Source organism: Streptococcus oralis (assembly GCF_001578945.1).
In the GTDB taxonomy this organism is placed as follows: domain Bacteria; phylum Bacillota; class Bacilli; order Lactobacillales; family Streptococcaceae; genus Streptococcus; species Streptococcus oralis_Q.
On record NZ_KQ969551.1, the window covers coordinates 554,823 to 558,271 of the forward strand.

Below are 3,449 nucleotides of genomic sequence, written 5' to 3' on the forward strand. Positions count from 1 at the left end.
ACCCGATAAAGATATAGCCTAGTTCAATGTCCGCTGGTTTTTGACCAGGCTCCAAGTCCATGTAATGATAAGCTCGTTCATCATTCATATCCTTAATTTCTGGGAAGCTACTGTCAAAGTCAACGCCCATAGCAGGATTGGTTCCCCAGGTCACCATGGGAGCCAAGTCAGAGACATCCATCTGGATAATCTTATCATAAACAGCATCATCATCGCTGACAAGCGTCTTCCAGTCGGCAACTGCTTCCTCAAAATCTTTTGGGACACACTCTCGGCCCTTGAGATAGTCATAGGTAGTCTGATCTGGATTCATGATGCCCATCTTGGAGCCAAATTCGATGGACATATTGCAGATGGTCATTCGCTCTTCCATGGTCAGAGCATCAATCGCTTGCCCACGATATTCCACCACATATCCTACACCACAGGCAACGCCGTACTTGGCAATTAAGGCGAGAATGTAATCCTTAGAATAAACTCCTTTTTGAGGAACACCAGTGAATTCTACCAACATTTTCTTGGGTTTGACTTGCCAGAGTGTCTGGGTAGCAAAGACATGCTCGACCTCACTGGTCCCAATCCCAAAGGCGATAGCTCCGAAAGCTCCGTGAGTAGCTGTGTGACTGTCTCCACAGACGATGAATTTTCCTGGTTGGGTCCGTCCTGTTTCTGGACCTACCATGTGAACGATACCTTGTTTTTCAGAGCCGTGGGCCGCATGTTCGATCCCGAATTCCTCAACATTTTCTGCTAGCTTATCAATTTGAGCCTTGGAAATTACATCTCGTATATCGTAGATATTAACTGTCGGGACATTGTGGTCAAAGGTTCCAAATGTCAAGTCTGGTCGTCTCAATCTGCGACCTGCATCTCGCAATCCTTGAAAAGCCTGAGGACTAGTCACTTCATGGATATAGTGTTGATCCACATACATGAGTTGGGGCTGCCCCTCTTCTCCTGTGATGACATGGCGGTCCCATAATTTATCAAAAATAGATTTTCCTGCCATCCATTACCTCCAAATAAAATATAAGACTACTAGTGTGATTACCATCCCGAGAAACCAAACTGTTTTAAAATACCATTTTCTAGTCTTGTGGTGAAAGGTGATTCCTGCCAACCAGGCACCAAAACCACCACAAGCAAGGGCTAAAATGAGTAAGATTTTCTCTGGGATGCGCCAAGCACCTCTTCTTGCCTTGAATTTGTCAATGCCATAAATCAAGAAAATCAGCAAATTCCAAATCAAGAGGGCAAGCGTGATTCCTTCATTTATCTTCATAATCTTTCAATGATGGCTTCTGTCATTTCCTTGGTCGAAGCCTGTCCTCCAATATCTCTTGTTAAAATGCCAGCCGCTAAACTAGCTTCAACAGCACGCTCGATACGCTCTGCATCCTCATAACGTCCGAAGCTATCTCTCAACATCATGGCAACTGACAAAATCATGGAAATAGGATTGGCAATTCCTTGACCAGCAATATCAGGCGCTGAACCGTGAATAGGCTCATAAAGACTTGGTCCCTTTTCAGAATGACTAGCTGATGGCATGACTCCAAGAGTGCCTGATAGAACGCTTGATTCATCAGATAAGATATCTCCGAAAAGATTCTCCGTCACGATAACATCAAACTTGGCAGGATTGGTAATCATAAGCATAGCAGCTGAGTCCACCAACTGGTGTTCCAAGGTAACATCTGGGAAATCCTGAGTAACTTCCTCAGCTACTCTCCGCCAAAGTTTTGAAGTCGCTAGAACATTTTGCTTATCGATACTAGTAACGATTTTTCTGCGATTTCTTGCAATTTCAAATGCCTTACGAATAATCCGCTCTACTTCCTCATAGCTATAGTCGTTGATATCACGCGCTTTGCGCTCTTCAAGGATATGATCCCCAAAGTAAATCCCCCCTGTCAACTCACGCACAACGACAAAGTCTACACCAGCAATTCGTTCCGGTTTGAGTGGCGACAAATGCTTGAGACTGTCAAAGATTTTTACAGGTCGAATATTGGCATAGAGATTGAGTTCCTTGCGAAGAGCCAGCAAGCCTTGTTCAGGGCGAACCGCTGCTCCATCATACTGAGGACTACCGATAGCCGCTAGGAGAATAGCATCTGCTTCTCTACTTGCCTTGAGGGTTTCATCAGGTAAGGGATGCCCCTCAGCATCAATACCTGCACCTCCAAAGGGGCGTCTGTCTATCTCATAGTCAAAACCTGTTTTTTCGGCTAAAGCTTCCAGAACCGCTAAACCAGCTTCCATAATTTCTGGACCGATTCCATCCCCTGCTAGTGCTACTATTTTCTTTGTCATAGCCTTCTCCTTTACACACTAGGCATGTCTCGGTAGGAAACGCTGCGCCCCATCTCACCTGCATTCTCTTTTTGAACAAAGGTATTGGCATTGATATAGGCAATAGCCGAAGCCTTCAGTACATCGAAATCAAGACCTGCTGCGTTAAAGATGGTCTCTGTATCTCTGTTTTCAACAGTGACCAAAACCCGAGCCTGGGCATCAATTCCATCCGTTACCGCATCGATGGTATAGGATACCAAGCGGACAGATTGGTTAAAGAACTTATCGATAGCGTTAAAGATCGCTTCAACGGAACCTTGCCCTGTCGCATTAAATTCGACTTTCTCACCATCCATATTGGCTAGGCTAACGAGTGCTTCAATGTCATTATCTGCATGGGTTTGAAGTTGTAAATCATCAAAATGGAAGCCTTCTGGATTTTCAACCATGGTTCCAGCTACCAGAGCTCGAATATCTGCATCCGTGATTTCTTGTTTCTTGTCCGCTAGTGCCTTGAACTTAGCGAAGAGTGGTTTGATATCCTCTTCTGTAAAATCTAGGGCCAGTTCTCTTAGTTTTTCAACAAAGGCATGGCGTCCAGACAATTTTCCAAGCGGAAGACTATTACTCTGAACCCCAACCAGTTCCGGTGTGATGATTTCATAGGTAAGCGGATTTTTAAGAACTCCATCTTGGTGAATACCAGACTCGTGAGAAAAGGCATTACCACCAACCACAGCCTTGTTTTTAGGAACTGGAATACCAGAGAAGCGAGAAACCATTTCTGACGTATTAATGGTTTCATTTAGGACAATACTGGTCTCTGCTTGATAGTAATCTTGGCGAATATTGAGCGCCACTGCAATTTCTTCAAGTGCAGCATTCCCAGCTCGCTCCCCAATACCGTTAATGGTTCCTTCGACACGTCCTGCACCGTTCTTGACAGCAGCAAGGCTGTTAGCCACTGCCATTCCGAGGTCATCGTGACAGTGAGGCGAATAGATAATCTGACGATTCGTCTTGACATTCTCAATCAAGTATTTGAAAATAGCTCCGTACTCTTCTGGTGTAGTGAATCCAACCGTGTCAGGGATATTGATATAAGACGCACCTGCATCGACTGCTGTTTGAACGACTTGCAAGAGGAAATC

At 44.8% G+C, this 3,449-nt stretch carries 4 protein-coding genes; all 4 read right to left on the bottom strand.

Annotation, left to right across the window (positions count from 1 at the left end; genetic code table 11):
* Nucleotides 1–1,009: aconitase family protein (locus SORDD16_RS05315; RefSeq protein ID WP_241734005.1), on the bottom strand; the 1,009-nt coding region annotated here is incomplete at its 3' end.
* 3 nt (nucleotides 1,010–1,012) lie between these two features.
* Nucleotides 1,013–1,282, bottom strand: a complete 270-nt coding sequence (locus SORDD16_RS05320) for a DUF1294 domain-containing protein (RefSeq protein WP_061452616.1) — start codon at nucleotides 1,280–1,282, stop codon at nucleotides 1,013–1,015.
* Nucleotides 1,279–2,316: a 3-isopropylmalate dehydrogenase gene (gene leuB, locus SORDD16_RS05325; protein WP_061452617.1), complete on the bottom strand. Its 1,038-nt coding sequence runs from the start codon at nucleotides 2,314–2,316 to the stop codon at nucleotides 1,279–1,281. The genes SORDD16_RS05320 and leuB overlap by 4 nt, the downstream gene beginning before the upstream one ends.
* Before the next feature lie 11 nt (nucleotides 2,317–2,327).
* Nucleotides 2,328–3,449: 2-isopropylmalate synthase (locus SORDD16_RS05330; protein ID WP_241734006.1), on the bottom strand; the 1,122-nt coding region annotated here is incomplete at its 5' end.

Coding starts and splice junctions, on each gene's coding strand:
- SORDD16_RS05320 (WP_061452616.1), bottom strand. CDS start 1,282: ATGAAGATAAATGAAGGAATCACGCTTGCCCTCTTGATTTGGAATTTG.
- leuB (WP_061452617.1), bottom strand. CDS start 2,316: ATGACAAAGAAAATAGTAGCACTAGCAGGGGATGGAATCGGTCCAGAA.